Below are 22206 nucleotides of genomic sequence, written 5' to 3'. Positions count from 1 at the left end.
TCCACCGGGTCACCAGGTGGGGACGCCTCGGCCCATGCCGTAGTAGTTCCAGCCGGCGTCGGCCCAGTCCTTGGGGTTGAGGACGTTGCGCCCGTCGATGATGTTGGGGGTGGCGACGAGGGGCAGGATTGTGGTGGGGTCGAGTTGGGTGTATTCCTTCCAGGGGGTGAGGATCATCACGACGTCGGCGTCCTGGAGTGCCTCCTCGACGGTGTCGGGGACGGTGAGGTCGGGGCGGCGTTCGCGTAGTGTTTCGGCGGCTGCGGGGTCGACGATGGCCAGTTCGGCGCCGCGGGCCCACAGGCGGCTGGCGATGTCGAGGGCGGGGGAGTCGCGCAGGTCGTCGGTGTCGGGTTTGAAGGTGATGCCGAGGACGGCGACCTTCTTCCCGACGAGGCGCCCGCCGGCGGCTTCTTCGGCGAGGTTGACGGCGTGGTCGCGGCGTCGCAGGTTGATGGTGTCGACTTCGCGGAGGAAGGTCAGGGCCTGGTCGACGCCGAGTTCGCCGGCGCGGGCCATGAAGGCGCGGATGTCCTTGGGGAGGCAGCCGCCGCCGAAGCCGATGCCGGCTTGGAGGAATTTGTTGCCGATGCGCTCATCGTGGCCGATGGCTTCGGCCAGGCGGGTGACGTCGCCGCCGGTGGCGTCGCACAGTTCGGCCATGGCGTTGATGAAGGAGATCTTGGTGGCGAGGAAGCTGTTGGCGGCGACCTTGACCAGTTCGGCAGTGGGGTAGTTGGCAACGACCAGGGGGGTGTCGGCGGCCAGTTGGGTGGCGTAGCACTCGTCGAGGAGGGCTTTGGCCTGGGCGCCGATCTCCTGGTTGTCTGGGAGGCCGTAGACGATGCGGTCGGGGGTGAGGGTGTCTTTGACGGCGTAGCCCTCGCGGAGGAATTCGGGGTTCCAGGCCAGGATGATGTTCCTGCCCGAGGTGGTGAGGCGCTCGGCGATGGCCTGGGCGGTGCCCACGGGCACCGTCGATTTCCCGGCGATCAGGACGGGTTTGCCTTCCTGGGGTGGGTTGGCGTGTTCCAGGATGGTGTCGACGGCCTGGTTGACGTAGCTCATGTCGGCGCCGAGGCGGCCTTGGAGCTGGGGGGTGCCCACGCCGATGAAGTGGATCTGCGCCTCGGCGATCTGGGAGGCGTCGGTGGTGAACCGCAGCCTGCCTTCGCGCACGTTCTTCTCCAAGAGTTCCGGGAGCCCGGCCTCGATGAAGGTGGGCAGGCCTTGGGAGAGCTTGGCGATCTTCTTCTCGTCGACGTCGAGGCCTACCACGTCGTGGCCCAACTCCGCCATGCACGCCGCGTGCACCGCGCCGAGGTATCCGCAACCAATTACTGAAATCCGCATGGCACACACATTAGCCACGCGACAAGCTGAGCCCTCACTTCAGAAGCCCGAGATGGGGCATTATGAAAGAAGCCTCAACCCCAGGTCATTTAGGAGGGCTCAACGTGGATCCCAACGCGGCATTCTGCAACGTCATCAACAACGGACAGGCGCATCTCGGCATCGAGTTCGGCTCAACCCGTATCAAGGCGGTGCTGATCGACCCTACGCACCAACCCATCGCCACCGGCGGGCACGAGTGGCGCGCCACCCTCGACGACGGGATCTGGACCTACAGCCTCGACGACGTGTGGGCCGGCGTGCAGGACGCCTACGCGGACCTCGTGGCCGCCGTCCGCGACCAACTCAACTGTGAGCTGCGCAGCGTGCGCGCCATCGGCATCTCGGCGATGATGCACGGCTACCTCCCCTTCGACGCCAGCGGCGAGCAGCTCGTCGGCTTCCGCACCTGGCAGAACACCATGACGCCGGAGGCGGCCGCCGAGCTGACGCAGCTGTTCCAGCAGAACATCCCGCAACGCTGGAGCGTGGCGCACCTGTACCAGGCCATCCTCCGCGGCGAGGACCACGTGGGGCAGATCGACTACCTCACCACGCTGTCCGGCTATGTGCACTGGAAGCTGACGGGGGAGCGCACCCTCGGCGTCGGCGATGCCAGCGGCATGTTCCCCATCGATCAGTCCACCGGCACCTTCGACGAGAAGATGCTGAGGGCGTTCGACAACCTGGTAGCCGAGCGCTCGCTGGGGTGGCGCCTGGCGGACATCCTGCCCACGGTGCTGCGGGCGGGCGAGCCCGCCGGGCAACTGACCGACGACGGCGCGCGCCTGCTCGACCCCTCCGGCCAGCTCCAGGCGGGCATCCCCATGGCCCCGCCCGAAGGCGACGCCGGCACGGGCATGGTGGCCACCAACGCCGTCGCGCCCCGCACCGCCAACGTGTCGGCGGGCACGTCCATCTTCGCGATGGTCGTGCTTGAAGGCGGGCTGAAGGAACTGCACGAGGAGATCGACCTCGTGACCACCCCCGCAGGCGACCTCGTCGCCATGGCCCACTGCAACAACGGCGCCCTCGATCTCGCAGCCTGGGTGCACCTGTTCGGCGAGGTGGCCGAGGCGTTCGGCGCGCAGTTCGATGAGAAGACCCTGTTCGAGACCCTCTACCGCGCAGCGCTCGACGGCACCCCTGATGGTGGCGGCATGCTGGCCTACAACTTCGTAGCCGGCGAGCACGTCGTCGATCTGGAGGAGGGACGCCCGCTGTTCGTGCGGCACCCGTCGAGCACATTCACGCTGGCGAACTTCATGCGCACCCACCTGTTCTCCACGTTCGGTGCGCTGCGCGTCGGCATGGACGTGCTGAAGGAGGAGGGCGTGCAGATCGACTCGATGTTCGCCCACGGCGGCCTGTTCAAGACCGAGGGCGTGGCGCAGAACTTCCTGGCTGCGGCGATGGACACGCAGGTCTCCGTCGGTGAGGTCGCGGGCGAGGGTGGGGCGTGGGGCATGGCGCTGCTGGCGGCCTTCCTCGACGCCGACGAGACCTCGCTCGCGGACTGGTTGGCCGATGAGGTCTTCGTGGGCGGACACATCTCGACGGTGTCGCCTGATCCGCGCGACGTGGCCGGTTTCAACACCTTCATGGAGCGCTTCCGTCGGGGCCTGCCCATCGAGCGTGCCGCCATCGACGCTGGTTGAGCCGGTCGCACACCGCGCTGGTTGAGCCCGCGAGTTCTACGAGCGGTGTCGAAACCGCTGCAGCCTTCTGGCTCCTGTGCCACTGCGGGTGGGCTCCGTCGAGGCTGGGGGAAGAAGGACGCGAGTGTTGCCCTCAAGCGTGGACGGCGACTTTGCGCTGCCGCGTCCCGGCGTGGCCTCAAAGGGACCTGGGTTCGGGTTGGTGCCTGAGAAGCACTTGCGTCCCCCCGACCTGGGCCACTCCTTCACGCTTGGGAGGGGCGGGTTTCCTGGACGAACCCGTGTGTTGGGCGACTCTGACCGTAAGTGGAACAATGGCCCCATGCAGTCACTTCCCGCGCTCCTCGATGCCAGGCTCCGTGAGGTCACCGGCGTCGACCCCGAGATGCGTCCCGCCACCAAGCCCCAGTTCGGCCACTTCCAGTCAAACGTCGCGTTGCGGCTGGCGAAGGAGCAGGGCCGCCCGCCGCGCGAGGTGGCGGCCGACATCGTGGCCAAGCTCGACGTCGAGGATCTCTGCGAGCCGCTCGAGATCGCCGGCCCCGGCTTCATCAACTTCCGGATGCGTTCAGACGTGCTGGCCGGCGCCGTGTCGTCGCTCCTGGAGGACCCGCACGGCGGCCTCAACCCGGTCAACCACCCGCAGCGCGTGGTGATCGACTATTCCGCGCCCAACGTCGCCAAAACCATGCACGTGGGGCACCTGCGCACCACCATCATCGGTGACTGTTTCAACCGCGTCCTCACCGCGGTTGGCCACACGGTCATCCCGCAGAACCACATCGGCGACTGGGGCACCCAGTTCGGCATGCTCATCGAGCAGGTGCTCGACGAGGGCCTCGACGTCACCGCGCTCAGCCTCGACGAGGCCGATGCCCTGTACAAGCGCGCCGCGGCCCGCTTCAAGACCGACGAGGAGTTCGCCACGCGGGCCCGCGCCCGCGTCGCGGTGTTCCAGGGCGGCGACGAGGAGTCGCTGCGGATCTGGCAGCAGCTCGTCGATATCTCCAAGCCCGCCTTCAACGAGGCCTACCGTCGCCTGGGCGTCAAGCTCACCGACGACGACCTGGCCGGCGAGTCCACTTACAACGCGGATCTCCCCGTCCTGGTCAAGGAATTGGAGGAGAGCGGAGTCGCGGTCATGGACGACGGCGCGCTGTGCGTGTTCGTCGAGGGCTTCGACGCCCCGCTGATCGTGCGCAAGTCCGACGGCGGCTACGGCTACGCCACCACGGATCTGGCCGCCATCCGTCGCCGGGTCAACGAGCTGCACGCGGACCGGATCATCTACGTGACCGATCTTCGCCAGGCCGGCCACTTCAAGCAGGTCTTCGCCGCCGCCCGCAAGGCGGGCTTCCTGCCCGGCGACGTCACCGCGCAGCACGTGGGCTACGGCATGGTGCTGGGCACCGACGGTCGCCCATTCAAGACCCGCGACGGCTCCGCCGCCACGCTGGGCTCGCTGCTGGATGCCGCGGAGGAGGTGGCCGCGCCCAACATCGCGCTGGCCGCCATCAAGTACGCCGATCTCTCCAACGGTCTGCAGAAGGACTACACCTTCGACGCCGAGCGCATGGTGCAGACCACCGGCGACACCGGCCCCTACCTGCAGTACGCCCACGCGCGCGCCAACCAGATCCTGCGCAAGGCCGAGGCCGAGGGCATCCACTGGGGCTCGGTCACCGTGCTCGACGAGCCTGCCGAGCAGCAGCTTGCGCTCCTGCTGAGCCGCTTCGGCGAGGTGGTCGACGACGTGGCGCAGAACCTGCAGCCCCACAAGCTGTGCGCCTACCTGTACGACCTGGCCGGCGCGCTCGCCTCGTTCTACGAGGCCTGCCCGGTGCTGAAGTCCGAGGGCGATGTGCGCGCGTCGCGCCTCGCGTTGTGCGCCGCCACGAAGCAGGTGCTCGCGAAGGGCCTCGACCTCCTCGGGATCGACGCCCCTGATCGCATGTGAGCGAAAAATTTGGAGGGAGGATTCGGCGATAAGCCCGCCATATGGCGGCTTAGGTCTGAATCCTCCCTTCACATCTGAGTGCTGTCCCCCTGGACCACGCCCGAAGGCGCGCTGAGCCGCCCGGCCCCTATCCTGGCTGGATGATGAGGCTCTGGATTCTCCCGCTCGTGCTGATGCTGACTGCGTGCGATGCCCTGCGCGGGCCGCAGGAGCCGCTCGTCGATCAGCTTCGCGCCATCGAGGGCGTGGTGAGCGTGGCGGAGGGCGACCCCATCGTCGTCGAGGTCGACACCACCGTGGAGCCAGCGCAGCTGACGGAGCTCGGGCGGGAGATCTTCGACGTCACCAACGACGCGGGGCCGCGCGAGGGCAAGCCGGAGGTGCAGATCGTGGCCGGCAACGCGGTGAGCGACCTGGAGTACTTCCATGGCGCCGGCGGGCCGGAGCCGGGGCCGCCGAACCTGGCCTGGGTGCGGTATCTCGAGGGCGAGCCGGTGGTGGAGAGCGCCATCATCCACAACGGAGCAGGCGTGCAGCTCGAGGACGGCACCGATCCCTACGCTTGGGCCCTGTCCTACGCAGAGCAGGATCTCGACTGGCCGGAGCACGGCTCCCTCAGCGCCGGTTCGGAGGGGGACGGCGCGCAACTGACCTTCACACCCGGTAGCTCGCAGGACGTGGAGTTGCTGCGCGTTGCGGTGGACGCGGCGGCGAGCGCCGATGCCCATCTGACGCAGTTCCGCTACGGAAAGCTGAACTACGACGTGCCGGACGTGGAGCACGCCCGAGAGTTGATCACCGCCCTCGACGCGCACACCGATGCAGACCCTGATGTCAGCATGTCCTCACCCCGGGAATCGTGGTACGGAAAGCTCTCCGCTCTGGTTGACCAGCTTTCAGGCGACCTCGGCGCGATCGGCGACCTCGTCGCCGGGACCGGGGCCACACTGGTCAGCATTGCCGCTGACAGGGGCACCTACACGGTTCGGGTTCCGGGCCTCGAGGAGTTGGGGGAGTTCATCGAACTCGTGGGCTCAACCCAGTGGACGCCCGGCCCCGATTCCATGGTGAGCGTCGAGGTGGAGGGCTCCGAGGCCCCGCACCCGTCGCGCCTCCGAGCCGCCAACTGGCCGCTGTACGGCCCTATCCTCGTCGACGCACACCGCGCCGGGCTCGTGCGGACCTCGATCAGGGAACCCGGCGGCGGGCGCCGCGAGCGGACCTTCGACATCTACTTCCACAACTCGCCAGGCGTGGATCTCACCACCGCCGACGGCTACGGGCGCGCCGTCGAGGTGCTGCGCGCCCACTCCTGGGAGGGCGACGCTCAGATCTCGATCAGCGAGGCACCGTCGCCCGTGTTCTGGTCCAGCGACACGGGCCGAGCCGACGGCGCCTACCAGTCGCGCTCCGACGCGGACCGTGAATTGTCGGGTTGGACCGCCGACTGGGTTGCCGCCTGGGACGCGACGGCGGACTGATCCAGCCGACGCTGGCGCCTCGGGTGAAGGTTGGCGCGAGCCGGGCGCGACCTCAGTGGGGCTGGGCCAGCAGGTCCGGGTTCTCGGCGGCGTCCTGCGCGGCGATCGCGGCGCCGATGATGCCGGCGCGGTTGCGCAGCTTGGCCGGGATGATCTCGGTGTTGAGGTCGAGCAGCGGGCCGAAATCGTCCCAGTCGCTGCTGACGCCGCCGCCGACGACGAACAGATCAGGCGACAGCAGCATCTCGAGCCGCGAGTAGTACGGCTGCAGGCGCTCGGTGGCCCACTTCTTGTGGGACAGGCCCTCTTTGTCCTTGACCGACGACGCTGCCTGCTTCTCCGCGTCCTTGCCGAACATCTCGATGTGGCCCAGTTCGGCGTTGGGGATCAGCACGCCGCGGTAGATGATGGCGGTGCCGATGCCGGTGCCCAGCGTCGTCATGATCACCAGGCCGGGGTGGCCCTTGGCGGCGCCGAAGTGCACCTCGGCCAGGCCCGCGCCGTCGGCGTCGTTGACCAGCGTGATGGGGCGGCCCAGCTTGTCCTCGAGGTACTTGTCCGCTTCGAGGCCCGCCCACTTCTGATCCAGGTTCGCGATGAACGGGATGCGGCCGTGCACCACGGGGGCGGGGATGGTGATGCCGACGGGGTTGTCGCCGATCTTGTCCTTGAACTCCTCGATGATCTCCGCGATCACGGCGGCGACGTTCTTCGGTGTCGACTTCTGCGGCGTGGGGATGCGCACGCGGCTCTGGGCGAAGTCGCCGGCCGACAGGTCCACCGGGGCGCCCTTGATGCCGGAGCCGCCAACGTCGATGCCAAGGATGATGCTCATGCGGGCAATCGTAGCGGAGCGACGGCGGGCGGCAGCCAGGAGTGCTCCCTTCCCGGGTTGCCCTCGGCCCAACCGAAGGAGCACCATGCTGACAACCACCATCGATCCCGGCGCGGGAATCGCCAGACCGCAGGCAGGACCTCGCAGTGATGGCGGTGTTCGAGGCGGCCTTCGAGCTCCTCCGCGACATCGAGGTGCCCCGCGTCACCATGCCCCGTCTGCGTTGAGGCTCAGCCCGCCTCGCGGGCGGCGCGGGCGCGTGAGACCTGCTCCTCGAACACCTGCCGCGCCACGCGCTCGTCCAGGTGGTACAGCCGCTGCGTGACCGGGCCGTCGGTGGTGTGCACCTCGATGGTGGCCAGCTTCAGCATCTTCTGCAGCGGGCCCTGGTGCACGCTGGCCGACTGCATCCGCCGGTGCGGCACGATCGTGCGGGTCTGCTCCAGCAACCCGTGCTGCGTGACGACGACGTGCTCACCGATGCCCCACGTGTGGGAGGTGAAACTCACCGGCGTCAGCCAGCGCGCGCGGTCCGGCTGCCCGTGCGGCTGCACCTGCGTCAGGTCCACCTCGGGCCAGATCGCGCGCAGCACGGTGAGCACCTCGTCCCAGGTGCCGTAGGGCAGGACGACGGCGTTGGTGCGCTTCTCATCGCCCGTGGGGTCGCCGTAGCCCAGCACGGTCACGCTCATCTGGTACAGCCCGGTGAGGCGCTGGAGGATGTCCTGTTTGATGGCGATGCCCTGGATGCGGCTGGGTCGCAGCCCCTGCGCCGTGGTGCTGAGTGCGCCGCGGGTCAGGCGCAGGGCGCCCTCGCGGCGGGTCATACGGAAGTTCCAGTTGCGGCCGGTCTGGTTCCAGACCCAACCGCCGATGCCGATGGCCGCGGCCAGCATGGTCACCGGCGTCTGGGCGAGGACCGCCACGAGCAGAAGCAGCCCACCGCCGATCAGCGCGCCGACAGAGCCGAGCGAGATGAACGTGCCGAGCAGCAGGTTGCCGGCGGGCACCGTCACGATCTCCTCCTCCAGCGCGTGCGGGGGAGGGCCACCGGGCAGGGGGCCGACAGGGTGGTCGCCCGGCGCGGGCACGCCGTCGGAGGCTTGAGGCGGGGGGAAAGCCAGCGGAGCCTGGGCCCGCTGCATGCGGGCGACGAGATGGTCGCGCAGCGATTCCGCGCGGGCGCGGGACAGGAAGGCGATGTCGAGGCCGCCGGCGCCGCCCACGTCGATGTGCACCTTGGCCAACCCCATGAGGCGGGCGATCAGCGGCTGGGCCACGTCGACCGACTGCACCTTGGTGTAATCCACCTTGGAGGAGGACTGGGAGACGAAGTTGCGCTCGATGCGGAACTCCTCGTCGTCGGCGACGAACGTGGTGGTGCGCCAGGTGAGGATGCCGGAGATCCCCGCGATGAGGGCCACGGCCAGCAGGCCCAGGCCGATGAAAAGGAATCCGTCGCCGAAGCCGGGGCCGCCTTCGAGGAGTTCCCGGATGACGAAGTAGCCGCCCGCCACCAGCGCGATGCCCGAGCGCGCCAGGCCGGTGAGGGGATGGGGGCGCTCGATCACCTTCTGCGGGGGAGTCGCGACGTGGGGAGGTGGCCAACTGTGGCTGCAGGAGTGGGCTGAGGGGTCGCCGGGGGAGAGGGCACGTGCGGCGGCGACCAGTTGCGCGACTCCTGCGGGGTCGGCCAGGCACGAGGCTGCGGGGTTCCAGGCGGCGGGGGTTCAGGAGCCGAAGGGGGCAGGAAATCTGGGCCCTGGCTCATCAGATGCCGGCCTGCTGCTGCTCTCCGCGGGCGATCAGCCGGTCGCGCAGCGCGGCGGCGTCCGCGGCGGGGAGGCCGGGGATCGCGACGGTGCCGCTGGTCGACGACGTGATCATCTGCACCGTGGCCAGTCCGAACATGCGGTCCAGCGGGCCGCTGCTGACCTGCACCAGTTGCATGCGGCCATAGGGCACGCACTGGAGGTTGCGGCGCCAGAGGCCGTAGGTGAGGTAGACGTCCTCGTCGCGCTCGGCGTAACCCCACCGTCGGTACACGCGCGGTGCGCGGATCATGCGCCACGCGATGGTCACCACCGCCAGCGCCACGATGGCCCACTTCATCCAGTCGGCGCCCCAGATGAACAGCGGCACGCCGGGGAAGGCGAAGAAGAACAGCCACCCCAGCGGGATGGTGATCATCTTCTGCGTGAGGTACTTCGGCGAGAGCCGCTGCCAGGGCGTGCCGGGCGGGTCGAACAGGGCGTCCATCAACGGTTGAACCTCTGGTATTTGCGGCGGCGGGTGGTATCGGGGCCGAGGATGGTGACCTCGCCCATGATGAAGGTGCCTACCAGCCGCAAGCCTACGCCGTCGGGATGGCGGACGGTGCCGTCCACCTTGGCTTCGCCCATGATCATGTTCAGCTTGGTGACGTCCGCCTCGACGCCCTCCGGCACGCGGATGGCCACCTCGCCCATCAACCCGCCGATGTTGATCACCGTCTCGCGGCTCTCGAACGCGGCGCCCACCAGGTCGATCTTCACCTCGCCGAGCCACGCGTTGATGGTGACGTTGGAGGCGACGGTGTGCAGCTGCCCCGGCTTGAACGTCGAGAGCACCGCGTTGCCGCCGGTGAACGCCTCGATGCCCGCCACCGTCGACGACGACGCGAACCGGGTGGGAACCTGATCCGGATCGGCCCCTACCGCGGAGGGCGACGGTGCGGAGTAGGCCTGCACGACGGGCTGCGGCTGCGGGGCCACCAGATCCGTGGTGAGCGGGGTGAGGTCGCCGAACGTCTTGGCGTCGTAGGCCTTGGCGATGCGGTCTGCGTGCTCGTCGAACGTCAGGCGGCCGTCGGCGTAGGCGTTGTTCAGCAGTTGCGCCACCAGCTCGCGGTCCTGGTCCGCGCAGCGCAGCTCGCTCAGACGGTTCTGTTCGCTCGACATGGGGTCAACTGTAGGCGCACCACCCGCCGGGGCGGCGCCACGCCCCGCGCGTCCGGGGTCCACTCAGGGACATCACCGACCTCGGTGGTTGAGGTGTCGGACGGGCTGCGGGGCTGGTCCCTGAGCGAGCGGTCACACGGAGGGGTGTGTCACTGCGAATCCCGCCATAGTGTCGGTGTGGGGTTCTAGGGTGGGGGGCATGGCTAAGCGCATCGGAATTCTGACGGCAGGCGGAGACTCACCTGGGCTGAACGCGGCGATCCGCGGTTTCGGCAAGGCCGCGATCGGACAGCACGGCATGGAGCTCCTCGGGTTCCGCTCCGGGCTCAAGGGCCTCGTCGAGAACAACTTCCAGGTGCTGGATTCGGATGCGCTCTCCGGCATCCTCACCATCGGCGGCACCATCTTGGGCACGTCGCGGGACAAGCCGCACAAGATGGTGGTCGACGGCGAGGTGCGCGACATGATCCCCACCATCGTCAAGAACTACGAGAAGAACGAACTTGAGGCGCTGGTGTGCATCGGCGGCGGGGGCACGGCGAAGAACGCCAAACGGCTCGCCGACGCGGGCCTCAACGTGATCCACCTGCCCAAGACCATCGACAACGACATCGCCCACACCGACACCAGTTTCGGCTTTTCGACGGCGTTGGGCATCGCGACGGAGGCCGTGGACCGGCTCCACTCCACGGCGCACTCCCACCACCGCGTGATCGTGGTCGAGATCATGGGCCACAAGGCCGGCTGGCTCGCCCTGGGCGCCGGCATCGCAGGCGGCGCGGACGTGGTGCTGATCCCGGAGATCCCCTACTCGATCGAATCGGTGGCGGAATCGGTGAACAAGCGAGCCCGCTCGGGCCGCAACTTCTCCGTCATCGCCCTGGCCGAAGGTGCCCGCGACGAGCAGGGCTCGGCGGATCTGGCCGCGGCGGAGGCGCTGCGCAAGCACGCGTCGTCCCCGGAGGCGAAGGCTGCGGCAGACCGGCATCGCGACGCCATCGAGGCCGAGCACCGCGACAACGCCTTCAAGGTGGCCGAGCAGTTGGAGGAGGCCACCGGGCTGGAGTCACGCGTGACCATCCTCGGCTACGTGCAGCGCGGCGGCACCCCGGATGCGAACGACCGCCTGCTGGGCACCCTCCTCGGCTCCGCCGGCGCGGATTTCGTGGCCAAGGGGAAGTTCGGCATCACCGTCGCGTCGCAGGCGGGCGCCGCTGTGGCGGTGCCGCTCAAGGATGTGGCCGGCAACCTCAAGACCGTGCCGGTGGATCACGAGTGGGTGCGTGCTGCTCGCGGCGTCGGCACCGGCCTGGGAGACTGAGTGTCGACGCAGGTTGAGGCTCCGCGCAGGCCGCGCTGGGTCATCGTCCTGTGCCTGATCCTGGCGGTGGTGTTCGTGGCCGCGCTTTCGGTGTACCTCTACGTGCGGCCCATCCTGCGCACCGGCACCGGGTACGCGGCGCACAACCTGTGCGCGCTCACCGAGATCGCCGACAGGGGCAACGCCGAGACGGATCTGCCGCCCAACCCGCTGGTGCCGTACCTGTCGCAGTACAACAACCGCAACGGCTACACCTACGTCTCGGTGCTGGGCCTGCTCGCCGGCCAGACGGCCTATTACACCCAGGGCTACGGCTGCACCATCGCCGCGCGGCCGCCGGCGTTCGAGCCGCCCGAGCCGGTGCCGCCCACCATGCTGCTGACTGAAGACCCCCGCCTCGACCCGTCGCTCGACGAGGCCATCGGGCGGGCGTTCGGTGACCACCTGCCCGACGGTGAGGTCGCCGCGTTGGGCACCCGCGCCGTCGTGGTGGTCAAGGACGGTGAGATCGTCGGCGAACGCTACGCGGACGGGTTCACCTCGAATACCGCCCAACTGGGCTGGTCCATGACCAAGTCGGTGACCAACCTGTTGGTCGGGCGGGCTGTGATGCAGGGCGCGCTCACGCCGGAAGACTCCAACCTGCGCCCGGAGTGGACGGATCAGCGCGCGGAGATCACCGTCGATGACCTGATGCGCATGACCAGCGGCCTCGAATGGGACGAGACCTACGAGCTGGGCTCGCCCATCACGAAGATGCTGTTCGACACCGACGACATGGCCGGGTACGTCGCCGGCCTCCCCGCGGCCCACGAGCCGGGCACGTTCGAGCAGTACTCCACCGGCAGTTCCGTGCTGGCGTGTGCCGTGCTCAACGACCGGCTAGGCGGCGGCCCCACCATGCCCCGCGAGCAGCTGTTCGCTCCGCTGGGCCTGGCCTCGGCGGTGCTGGAGCCGGATGCCAGCGGCACGCCCGTGTGCGGCTCGTACCTGTGGGCCACCCCGCGCGACTGGGCCCGGATCGGCCAGTTCGTCCTGGACGACGGCGTGGTCGACGGGCAGCGGCTGCTACCGGAGGGCTGGATCGAGGAGTCGACGACGGTGACGCCCGTCGACTCGACGGACCCGTCGTCGGCGAACTACGGGGCCAGTTGGTGGGTCAACCACCGCGCCGATGGTTCGCTGGTCCACCCGGAACTGCCGGCGGACACGTTCTGGGCGGATGGGCACGACGGCCAGCGGATGTTCATCGTCCCCAGCGAGCGTCTGGTGGTGCTGCGGATGGGCTTCACCCCGGTCGCCCGGGACCTTGACCTCATCCAGCTCGTCAACACTGCCATCGGCTGAGCTGGTCGCTGAGCGTTGCGCCCGCGCGGCGACGAAGGGCCGCCGCAGCGCTTCATTGGCCTTGGCCCCGCTGGTTGGGGTGTTGGTCAGGCTGCGGACGCTCAGGGAACGGTTACCTCGTGGCCTGGGCCAGCAGCTCGATGATGTGCACGTACGTCTCGCCCGTCGCGCGGCTCATGCCCAGCTCGCAGGTACGGTTCAGCGACGCGTAGGCGGCGAACTTCCGCTGCGACAGCTCCTCGGCCATCTCCGCCGTCGCCGACGCGGTCAGCTCCGGGTGCAGCAGACCCCGGTCGCCCGCCCAGCCGCAGCAGGCCCAGGAATCCGGCACCACCACGTCGTCGCTGATGGTCTTCGCGATGGCCAGCAGGTGGTCATTGATGCCCAGCCTGGTGGAGGCGCACGTCGGGTGCAGTGCGATCGACCCGATGGGGTGCGTGACCTCCAGATCGTTGAGGAGATGCTCGGCGGCGAACTGCACCAGGTCGATGATCTCCAGGTTGCGGCCCTCCGCCATGTCGCGGAGCCCCTGCGTGCAACTGGAGGCGTCGACGACGATGGGGACCTGCCCGTCGGCGGTGCGTGCAGTGATGCCGGCCAGGGTCTTGGCCTTCATGATCTCGTAGCCGTCGGTGAGACCCTTGGCCTTCCACGGCGAGCCGCAGCACAGGTCCCCGGCGTCTATCAGCGACACCTGCACACCCGCCCGGTTCGCGACCTCGCGGAAAGCCTGGAACGTGCCCTGCCCCGCGGGGGCGAAGACGGTCTGCAGGCAGCTGGGGAAGTAGGCCGCCACCCCGTACAGCCGGCCCCTGTCCCGACGGCGGGGGCGGCGTTTCAGGCCCGCGCCGCGCGGCAGGCGCTCGTCGTAGCCGGGCACGGCTTCCTCGCCCAGCGTGCGGCGGCCGAAGGTGGTTACCGCGTTGGCCAGCGGCGCCGTCGTCTTGGCCATGGTCAGTGCGGCCGATCCCATCCTGGTGGCGAGGCCCCAGTTGCGGGCGGCCTGCGTCCACGCCTTCTTCTCGATGCCCTGGGCGAGGTCCTCGCGTTGGCGGCGCACCAGGTCTCCCACGTTGATGCCCAGTGGGCAGGCCACCGCGCACATGCCGCCCACGGCGCAGGTCTCGATGGCGGAGTAGAGGTACTCGTCGCTGATGGCCTCCAGCAGCTTGTGGTCTGGCTGGCGGGCGGCCAACTCGCGGCGAAGCACGATGCGCTGCCGCGGCGTGAGGGTGAGGTCGCGGGAGGGGCAGCCTGCCTCGCAGTAGCCGCATTCGATGCAGGAGTCCACCTCCGGCTCGATGGTGGGCATGAGTTTGAGGTTGCGCAGGTGCTGGTCCGGGTCGTCGGAGATGATGACGCCGGGGTTGAGGATGTTGGCCGGGTCGAACAGGTGCTTGATCTCGCGCATCACCTCGTACAGTTCGTCGCCGTACTGGGCGCGGACGAACGGGGCCATGGCGCGCCCGGTGCCGTGCTCGGCCTTGAGGATGCCGCCGCGACGCAGCACCTGCCGCACCAGGTCACGGGTGAACTTGCGGTAGCGCAGCAGGCCCGCCGGCTCGTCGAAGCGTTCGCTGAGCAGGAAGTGGATGTTGCCGTCGCGGGCGTGGGCGAACAGCGGCACGTTGTCGATGCCGTAGCCGTGCTTGTCGAACAGCGCGTCGAGCGCCTTGCACATCTCCGCGAACCGGTCGAGGGGGAGGCTGAGGTCCTCCAGCAGGGTGGTGGTGCCGGAGGTGCGTGCGCCGGCGACCAGCGCGTAGAGACCGCGGCGCAGTTCGACCAGCGCGTTCTTCTCGGCGGGGTCCGTGGTGAGTTCCACCACGTGGTCCACGTCGAGGCCGCGCAGCGCAGCCCGCGCCGCCACCAGGCGTTCGGCCAGCGAGTCCGCGTCGGTGTCGTGCAGTTCGATCAGCAGCACTGACTGGGTGGTGAGCTCCATATCGCGCAGGATCCGGGGCGCCGTGGGTTGGTCCCGCACCACCCGCAGCGCGGCCACGTCCATCAGTTCAATGGACCCGAACCCGTGCCCGACCAGCCCGGGCACGGCCTCTGCCGCCGCGTCGAGATCCGGGAACACCGCCAGTGCCGCCGCCGAGTGGCTGAACCGGGGCACGGTGCGGAACGTCGCCTCGGCGACGAAGCCCAGCGTGCCCTCGGAGCCGATGAGGAGGTGGGGGATGATGTCGACCGGGCGGTGGAACTCCAGGAGGGCGTTGATGCCGTAGCCCATGGTGTTCTTGATGCTGAACAGGCGGTTGATGTCGGCGATCGACTCCGGGTTGGTGCGCAGGCGCTGCCGCAGCATGTGGAGCCCGCCCACCAGCCTGGTCTCCTCGACGCGCAGCGTGATATCGGCCGTCGGGTCCGCGGTGTCGACGATGCGGCCGCTGGGCAGTACGAACACCATGGATTCGACGGTGTGGTAGGCCGTGTGCTGCGCGCCGGCCAGCATGCCGCTGGAGTTGTTGGCGATGATACCGCCGATGGTGCAGGCCACCTCGCTGGTGGGATCCGGCCCCAGCCTACGGCCGTAGGGCGCGAGCCGGGCGTTGACCGCGCCCAGCGTGGCGCCGACACCTGCGCGCACGCGTTCGCCGTCGTCGAGCACTTCGATGTCGCGAAAGTGCTTGCGGGTGTCGACGAGCACGCCGTCGGTGACGGCCTGGCCGCAGAGGCTGGTGCCGCCGGAGCGGAACCCGATGGGCTGGTGCAGTTCGCTGGCCGCGACCAGGAGATCTGCCACCTCCTGCGTGCTGGTGGGGGTGACGACGGCGCTGGGCGTCAGGAGGAAATGTGAGGCGTCGTGGGCCATCGCCAGCCGCGTGATCGCACGCTCGTCCCGCTTGAGCGGGGGCTGCGTCTGCGTCACGCCACCAGCCTACTGATGAGCGGCGGGCCGGGGTAGGTGGGGCCGCGTCGCGATGCCTGCTAATCTGTTCTCCACGCGGGCGTAGCTCAATGGTAGAGCGTCAGCTTCCCAAGCTGAACACGCGGGTTCGATTCCCGTCGCCCGCTCTTTTGCTGACTAGGGCCGGAACGCCAAAGCGTTTGTGTGCAGGGACCGCCTCGGGGTCACGTTTGCGGCCTCGGCCATGCGGCGGCAGTTCAGGCCACGCTTCGGGGTGGAGTGCGGCATGCAGCACGGTCACCGCGTCGGCCAGCGGCAGCGCTTCGCGGTCGGAGACGCCAGCGGCGCCCATACGTGCGGCGAGCCCGGCGGGCGATACGTGGTGGCCCAGCGCTTGACGGTGGTGCGGGGGTCGGGGAGGGGGAGTGAGGCGCTGCCTGCATGGAGTTCGCGCAGCATGTCGCGCACGGCGATACGGGCCTCGGCCAGTTCGTCCGTACGGACGGTTGGGCGTTCAACAACCTCACCTACCTGCCGTTGATGACGCGTGAGGCCTGGGGTGCCAATCCCTTGGCGAATGACGGTGAGTGGACTGCGTCGACCAACGGCCGCAAGTGGATGACCGAGTGTGACACTGCCCGTACTGGTCGTGATGGCTACCGCTCGTATGCGTTCGTGACGGTGTACGAGGCCACGGCGACGGCGCCTTCGTCGTGTCGCGGTCCTCGTTCCTCGGGCCGCCATGCTCAGAGCCAGGGCCGCAGTCCATTCCCAACCCCAGTGGCTCGGGGGTCGGCGACGCTCGCAGCGTGAGTGAGCGTTTCGGCTGGTTGCAGATGGTTTGAACGAGCTAATCGCTACCCCTCGCGGACATTGTCAGGGGCGATCGCTAGAGTCGAACCCACGTGAAGTAAGTGCCGGTGCACTGTGGCTGTGCCCCGGCGAAATCGACCCGAAGGGACGTAGATGTCCAGAGTGAAGTTGCGCAGCGCGGTTGCTGTATCCGCCGCCGTTGCCTTGGCCGTGGGAGGGATGGTCTTTCCACAGACCACAGCCCACGCGGCCTACGAGTACACACCCATTCCACAATCAGACATGTCGGTCACCGCGAGTTCCGTGGAAGCCACAGGCGAGGGGACCAACGGCGCCGCCGCGCTGACGCTCGACGGTGACGCGAACACCTACTGGCACAGCAAGTGGCAGGGCGGTTTCGACGCGTTCCCGCACATGCTCACCTACAAGCTCGGCGCCGCCGCAGTAGACCTGGGCCGCGTGCACCTGAGTCCGCGCCTGTCGTCCAACGGCTCCGGGCGCATCAACGAGTACGTGCTGGAGACGGCTGTCGGCGCAGATTGCGCTGCCGCCTCCTACACCGAGGTCGCCACCGGCTCCTTCCCTGGTGACCTGGCCAGCCGCGAAGAGGTGCGCACCATCACGCTCGACACGCCCGTGTCGGCCAACTGCGTCCGGGTGACCTACGAATCGGCGTGGGGCGGCTCTGCGGGTACCAACCCCATCTCGCCTGAGGGCTCGGCGTCGTCTCTTGCGGAGTTCAACGCGGACATCGCCACCGAGACCACCGTCGACCCGACGGATCCGCCTGTTGATCCCGAACCGGGCGACATCCCCATCCCTGAGGGCGCCGTCGAGATCGCCAGCGATCAGCTGCGCGTGCGCCTCCACCCCGATTTCCCGCAGGTGGTCGACTACCGCCTCGGTGGGGACCAGCTGGCCGGCCGTCTCGGCGCCCCGCTCACCTCGATCCTCATCAACGAGGCCGAGCAGCCCGTCACTGTCGCGGATCCGGTGGTCGCCGGCAACACCGCCACGTATGCGCTGACCTTCCCCAACCTGGCAGGTGTGTCCTTCGACGCGGTGTTCAGCGTGGAGGCAGACGCCCTCACGATGACGCTGACCAACATCGTGGACCCGGACAACGCGGTCAACCGCGTCCGCATCCCGGGCCACAACCTCGTCACCGTCACCGGCAACGACGCGCAGCTCACCGCCGGCCTCATCGGCGTCAACCGCCAGACCAGCGGTGACCGCTTCGAGCCCCTGGCCACCACGGCCGCCGGCGGCATCAACGGCTCCTGGCTGCTGATGGCCAACGACGACACGCTGGCCGCCACGCTCGAGTCGAACGCCACGGAAGACAACCGCGGCCCGCAGACCACCTCCGGCCGCGTCGCCACCGGTAACAACCGCCTGCAGCGCCAGATCACCGAGGTGGACGGCGTCAAGCACGGCGCCGCCTACTCCGGCACCTGGGTGTGGCTGGCCGAGTCCGTCGAGGAGCACGCTGACGCCGAGGGCAACATCGGCCGCGAGAACGATCCCCAGGTCACCGTGAAACTCACGCGTGACCGCAACGATGACGCCGTCGTCGACTGGCAGGACGCCGCTCTCGCGCACCGCGAGATCATGCCCACCGCCATCGGCTCGGAGAACGTCAAGAACCAGGTCGTCTCCCGCATCCCGTTCAACATCGTGTCCCAGGCGACGCACCCGTTCCTGCGCACGCTGGACGACACCAAGCGCATCTCGCTGGCCACCGACAACCTGGGTCAGCGCGTGCTGCTCAAGGGCTACCAGTCTGAAGGCCACGACGCCGCGCACCCGGATTACGCCGGGCACTACAACGAGCGCGCCGGCGGCTTCGAAGATCTGAAGACCCTCACTGAGGTTGGCGGCGACAAGTACAACTCCAGCTTCGGCGTGCACGTCAACGCCACCGAGTCCTACTCCGAGGCGAAGAGCTTCTCCGAGGATCTCCTCTACATGCCGCCGCGCAAGGCGTGGGGCTGGATGAACCAGTCCTACTACATCGACGGCCCGAAGGATCTGGCCACCGGTGAGGTGCTGAAGCGTTTCCAGGACTTCTACGACGAGAAGCCGCGCAACCTCGACTGGCTCTATGTGGACGTCTACTACCCGTACGGCTGGGAGATGGAGCGCTTCGCCGGCGAACTGGCTGAGCAGGGTTGGGAACTGTCGTCCGAATGGTCCGATCGCTTCCCGAACCAGCTCACCTGGTCGCACTGGTCGCAGGACGAGCCCTACGGTGGTGCCACCAACAAGGGCCTCAACTCCAACGTCATGCGGTTCATCTACAACGACCTGAAGGACGCCTGGAACCCCCACCCCGTGCTGGGCAACACCAACGTCCAGGACTTCGAGGGTTGGGCCGGCAAGGTGGACTACAACAAGTTCATCGCCAACATCTGGCAGCGCAACCTGCCCACCACGTTCCTGCAACAGTCGAACATCGTGAAGTGGGAGACCGGCAAGATCACCTTCGCCAACGGCACGGTGGCCACCTCCCCGCTCGAGTCGATCGCAGGCACCACGGTGCCCACCAACCGCACCATCGAGTTCGACGGCGCCACGGTGTACGATCAGGGTAAGTACCTCCTTCCCTGGACCGACGGCGGCGAGGATCGCCTCTACCACTACAACGGCGCCGGTGGCACCTCCGTCTGGGAGCTCGGCGATGCCTGGAAGCAGCAGGCCTCCCTCACCCTCTTCGAGCTGACCGACACCGGTCGCGTCGAGGTGGGCGAGATCGCCGTCACCGACGGCTCGGTCACCATCGATGCCCAGAAGAACACCGCCTACGTCCTCTACCCCACCTCCGCGGTTCCGGAACCGGTCAGCCCCCAGTGGGGCGAGGGCTCCGGCATCAACGATCCGGGCTTCTTCTCCGGTACCACAGCCGATTACGACGTGCAGGGCGACGTGACGGTCGAGTACAACGAACGCCGCAACTACGAGGCCAACTTCGGCCCCGGCGAGTCCAGCATCTCGCAGCGCCTGACGCTGCCCGCTGGCACGTACTCCGCCTGGGCGTGGGTTGAGATCGAACCGGGCAAGACGCGTCCGGTCACCGTCGAGGCCACCGGTAGCGGCATCACCGCTGCCGGCTACACCGAGGCGGTCGACGGCGGGGTGGCCAACACCATCCAGGCCTCCACGGTCATGAACGCCACGGCGTCGGACCAGAAGCTGCGCTTCAACCACCAGCGTGTGCGTGTCACCTTCACCACCGACGGCTCGGCGTTCGACTTCACCGTCAAGGCTCCCGCTGGTGATGCACTGGTGCGTGTCGATGACCTGCGCGTCGTCGAGTTCACGCCTTCGGTGGATCCGGCGGCCACGGAGGAGACCATCTTCTTCGAGGATTACGAGAACACCGACACGGGCTACTTCCCGTTCGTCACCGGCCGCACCAACGCCGGCGGCGATGCCCGCACCCAGCTGGCACGTCTCCACGCTCCGTACTCCCAGAAGGGCTGGTGGGGCGTCGATGAGACCAACACCGTCTCCGAGGGCGCGAAGTACAACGACAACGTGCTGCACGGTAACTGGTCGTTGATGCTGAACAACGAGAACACCGGTGAGGTTCTCAAGACCTCGCCTGGTGCCATCCCATTCAAGGCCGGCCAGCGTTACCGCGTCTCGTTCGACTACCAGACCACGTATGCGGACCAGTACCGCATCCGCCTGGGTAGCGACGTCGTGACCGACGACGGTGTGCGCACCGTCAACGCCGTCTCGGACGTGCTGGGCCAGCAGCGGGAGACCGCCACCTGGAGCCAGGAGTTCGACGCGTCCTGTGGCGCGAACGCGTTCATCGCCGTCGACAAGCTGGCTGGGGCCAACACCCAGCACAACATGACGATCGACGACATCCGCGTCGAGCACCTCGGTGCTGCGGAGACGAACGCCTGCCTCGAGGGCACCATGAGTGTTTCGGGCACGCCTCAGGCGGGTCGCGAGATGACCGTCACCACGACGATCACCTCGCTCAGCGACGAGGCCACCGACGTGACGCACAAGCTGGACCTGCCTGAGGGCTGGACCGCTACGGTCGCCACCGCTGGTCCCACCGAGCTCGCCTTCGGCGAGACCTCGACGCAGGTCTGGACCGTCACGGTGCCTGAGGGCGCTCAGGACAGCGTCTTCACGTTCACCGGCACGGTGACCGTCGACGGCGCGGAATCCTCCATCACGCGGACGCACAACGTCATCGTCGTGGAGCCGCTGCCTGAGGGCGAGATCTACCTCTCCGATATGCGCGACCGTGTCGTCGGCCAGCCGAGCAACGGTTGGGGCCCCATCGAATGGGATCTCGGCAATGGCGAGCAGGGTGCCGGCGACGGACCCCCGCTGAAGATCGATGGCGAGACCTACCTCAAGGGCATCGGCATGCACGCTCCGGCGAACGTGACCTTCGGCCTTGAGGGCGAGTGCCAGCAGTTCAAGGCGACCGTGGGCATCAATGACATCCAGACCGGCCGCGGCTCTGTGATCTTCATCGTCCAAGGTGACGGCGAGGAGCTGTACCGCACGCCGATCCTGCGTCACAACAGCGAGGCCTACGAGATCGACATCGACATCACCGGTGTCAACCAGTTGAGGCTCATCGCCAACGATGCTGGCGACGGCAACGGCAACGACCACGCCGACTGGGCCCTGGCCCGCGTCGTGTGCTCCTCTGATGAAGTGCCGGGCGACACCGTCGATCCGGAAATCACCGCGATCGGCGCCCAGACGGGCACCGTGGGTGAGGAGTTCTCGCTGCAGGTTGAGGCCACCGACGACGTGTCGGAGGCTCTGACCTACTCGGCGACCGGCCTGCCTGCCGGTCTGTCGATCGACGAGAACACCGGCCTGATCTCGGGTACGCCCACGGCGGCCGGCACGTCCAACGTGACGGTGACCGTGACCGACGAGGCCGGCAACGCTGCGACGGCGACCTTCGCCCTCACCGTGTCGCCGGCGCCGACGGTTGATCCCACGGAGGAGCCCACCGAGGAGCCGACGCAGGAGCCCACCGAGGAGCCGACGCAGGAGCCCACCGAGGAGCCTACTGAGGAGCCGACCCAGGAGCCCACGGATGACCCGACGGATGATCCCACCGACACGCCGACGGACAAGCCGACCGAGCCGAAGAAGTTCGAGCGCACCGCGCCGTACACCAAGCCCGGTCTCCACAAGGATCTCAACGGCCGTGACTGGAACACGGTGTGCGAGCCCTACTCGCAGACCGAGCGTTGTCGCACGGACATCTGGGCCACTGTGGTGCTGCTGACCGATGAAGGTTTCCAGGTCAAGCAGGGTTGGGCGTTCAACAACCTGACGTACCTGCCGTTCATGACCAAGGCCGCGTGGGGCGACAACCCCCTCGCGAACACTGGTGAATGGACTGCGGATACCGATTCTCGTCAGTGGCGCACCGTCTGTGGCACGGCTGAGACCGGCCGCGACGGCTGCCGCTCCTACGCCTACGTCACCGTGTACAAGGCCGTTCCGCGGCCGGCTGGAGGCTACGAGTTCAGCCAGTACAACGAGTGGGTGTTCAACAACATCGTGATGTTCGGCGACCCGAGCTGGCGATGATCCCCCAGGCGCCTAGCGTC

13 protein-coding genes and 1 tRNA gene are annotated in these 22206 nt (G+C 68.2%); 8 read left to right on the top strand and 6 right to left on the bottom strand.

Going from position 1 to position 22206, the window contains the following annotated elements; translation table 11 throughout:
- Positions 1-9: 9 nt before the first annotated feature.
- Complete coding sequence (locus tag BN1186_RS07715) at positions 10-1353, bottom strand: UDP-glucose dehydrogenase family protein (RefSeq protein ID WP_040283518.1); 1344 nt, start codon at positions 1351-1353, stop codon at positions 10-12.
- Positions 1354-1457: 104 nt separating this feature from the next.
- Here BN1186_RS07715 and BN1186_RS07710 point away from each other — a divergent pair, with 104 nt between their 5' ends.
- The 3 genes from BN1186_RS07710 (at position 1458) to BN1186_RS07700 (ending at position 6488) form a co-directional block, all read left to right on the top strand.
- Entirely contained in the window at positions 1458-3050 is a 1593-nt protein-coding gene (locus BN1186_RS07710; protein ID WP_040283517.1) for a xylulokinase, read from the top strand.
- 322 nt (positions 3051-3372) lie between these two features.
- Complete coding sequence (argS, locus tag BN1186_RS07705; protein ID WP_040283516.1) at positions 3373-5007, top strand: arginine--tRNA ligase; 1635 nt, start codon at positions 3373-3375, stop codon at positions 5005-5007.
- A gap of 140 nt (positions 5008-5147) precedes the next feature.
- Positions 5148-6488, top strand: a complete 1341-nt coding sequence (locus BN1186_RS07700) for a hypothetical protein (RefSeq protein WP_139650951.1) — start codon at positions 5148-5150, stop codon at positions 6486-6488.
- 52 nt (positions 6489-6540) lie between these two features.
- On the opposite strand, the gene ppgK is transcribed toward BN1186_RS07700, so the two are convergent.
- From ppgK to BN1186_RS07680, 4 genes are all read right to left on the bottom strand, one after another.
- Positions 6541-7323 (bottom strand): polyphosphate--glucose phosphotransferase, encoded by a 783-nt coding sequence (ppgK, locus tag BN1186_RS07695; RefSeq protein ID WP_040283514.1) that lies wholly within the window; start codon positions 7321-7323, stop codon positions 6541-6543.
- Between the two features lie 230 nt (positions 7324-7553).
- The gene (locus BN1186_RS07690) at positions 7554-8894 is read right to left on the bottom strand and encodes a PH domain-containing protein (protein WP_040283513.1); all 1341 of its coding nucleotides are present in this window, start codon (positions 8892-8894) and stop codon (positions 7554-7556) included.
- A 199-nt stretch (positions 8895-9093) separates the two neighbouring features.
- A complete protein-coding gene (locus tag BN1186_RS07685) occupies positions 9094-9582 on the bottom strand; it encodes a PH domain-containing protein (protein WP_040283512.1) in 489 nt (162 codons plus the stop codon).
- Positions 9582-10262: a DUF1707 SHOCT-like domain-containing protein gene (locus BN1186_RS07680; RefSeq protein WP_052459931.1), complete on the bottom strand. Its 681-nt coding sequence runs from the start codon at positions 10260-10262 to the stop codon at positions 9582-9584. The genes BN1186_RS07685 and BN1186_RS07680 overlap by 1 nt, the downstream gene beginning before the upstream one ends.
- A 199-nt stretch (positions 10263-10461) precedes the next feature.
- Between BN1186_RS07680 and BN1186_RS07675 the strand changes: the two genes are divergently transcribed.
- Positions 10462-11583, top strand: a complete 1122-nt coding sequence (locus tag BN1186_RS07675) for a 6-phosphofructokinase (RefSeq protein WP_040283511.1) — start codon at positions 10462-10464, stop codon at positions 11581-11583.
- Entirely contained in the window at positions 11584-12930 is a 1347-nt protein-coding gene (locus BN1186_RS07670) for a serine hydrolase domain-containing protein (RefSeq protein WP_040283510.1), read from the top strand.
- Between the two features lie 112 nt (positions 12931-13042).
- Here the strand turns inward: BN1186_RS07670 and BN1186_RS07665 are convergent, their stop codons facing one another.
- Positions 13043-15805, bottom strand: a complete 2763-nt coding sequence (locus tag BN1186_RS07665) for an FAD-binding and (Fe-S)-binding domain-containing protein (RefSeq protein WP_052459930.1) — start codon at positions 15803-15805, stop codon at positions 13043-13045.
- A 75-nt stretch (positions 15806-15880) separates the two neighbouring features.
- Here BN1186_RS07665 and BN1186_RS07660 point away from each other — a divergent pair.
- From BN1186_RS07660 to BN1186_RS07650, 3 genes are all read left to right on the top strand, one after another.
- Positions 15881-15951, top strand: a tRNA-Gly gene (locus BN1186_RS07660).
- A 274-nt stretch (positions 15952-16225) separates the two neighbouring features.
- Positions 16226-16597, top strand: a complete 372-nt coding sequence (locus BN1186_RS07655) for a hypothetical protein (RefSeq protein WP_139650949.1) — start codon at positions 16226-16228, stop codon at positions 16595-16597.
- 282 nt (positions 16598-16879) lie between these two features.
- Positions 16880-22186: an endo-alpha-N-acetylgalactosaminidase family protein gene (locus BN1186_RS07650; RefSeq protein WP_052459929.1), complete on the top strand. Its 5307-nt coding sequence runs from the start codon at positions 16880-16882 to the stop codon at positions 22184-22186.
- The last annotated feature ends 20 nt before the right edge of the window (positions 22187-22206 follow it).

Origin of the sequence: Tessaracoccus massiliensis (genome assembly GCF_000826065.2) — a bacterium.
Lineage (GTDB): Bacteria > Actinomycetota > Actinomycetes > Propionibacteriales > Propionibacteriaceae > Arachnia > Arachnia massiliensis_A.
The sequence above is the reverse complement of the archived record's forward strand: the minus strand, read 5'-3'. Positions and strand labels throughout refer to the sequence as shown.